Annotated in this window: 1 protein-coding gene; it reads right to left on the bottom strand. The window is 68.1% G+C overall.

Annotated elements, in window-relative coordinates; all coding sequences use genetic code 11:
- Positions 1 to 920 (bottom strand): PLP-dependent cysteine synthase family protein (locus AO501_RS17745; protein WP_063892884.1); only part of this gene is annotated, 920 nt, incomplete at its 3' end.
- Between the last annotated feature and the right edge of the window lie 2 nt (positions 921 to 922).

Below are 922 nucleotides of genomic sequence, written 5' to 3'. Positions count from 1 at the left end.
TGGTCGAGCAGGCCGTGCTTGCGGCAGTAGTCGTCGTTGTAGATGGTGTCGAAATACCGTTGTGGTCCGTCGGGGAAGACCGCGGCGATGGTGGTCTCGGCGGGCATGGTGCGTGCGGCCCACCCGGCCACCAACCCGACCGCGCCCACGCTCCAGCCGCCGCTGGCGTGGTGGGTGGCCGCCAGGGCACGCGCCGCCCACACCGCTTCGGCCGGTGCCACCCAGTGCACCTCGTCAAACGCCGCATAGTCGACGTTGCGCGGGTAGATGCTCGAGCCCAGACCCCGCATCAACCGGCTGGCCGCGGGTTGACCGAAGATGGTCGAGCCGACGGTGTCCACCCCGATCACCTTCAGGCCGGGGTTGGCCTGGCGCAGCACCCGGGCCACCCCGGCCGAATGACCACCGGTGCCCACCGAGCACACCAGCACATCGACACCGCCGAGCTGATCGAGCAACTCCAAAGCCAGCGGTCGGTAGGCGTCAACGTTGTCGGGGTTGCTGTACTGATCAGGGGACCAGGCGTCGGGGTCAGCGGCCAGTAGTTCCGCAATGCGGTCCTTGCGGGCTTGTTGCCATCCGCCGAGCGGGTGGGGCTCGGTGACCAGGTCCACCTCGGCGCCGTAGGCGTGCAGCATGTTCTGCACGATCGGTTCCATGCCCGGGTCGGTGACCACGGTGACCGGGTGGCGATAGACCATGCCGGCCAGTGCCAGTCCCAAACCCAACGATCCGCTGGTGGATTCCACGATGCGCGCTCCCGGGCGCAGGTCACCGCGGGCGCGGGCGCGTTCCACCATGTGTACTGCGGGTCGGTCTTTCATGCTGCCGCCGGGATTGAATCCCTCGAGCTTGGCCCAGAACCCCCGATCGGCCGGAGTCAACGGCTCCGAGATCCGCAACACCGGAGTATTGCCCACCA

Source organism: Mycobacterium gordonae (genome assembly GCF_001417955.2).
Lineage (GTDB): Bacteria > Actinomycetota > Actinomycetes > Mycobacteriales > Mycobacteriaceae > Mycobacterium > Mycobacterium gordonae_B.
The sequence above is the reverse complement of the archived record's forward strand: the minus strand, read 5'-3'. Positions and strand labels throughout refer to the sequence as shown.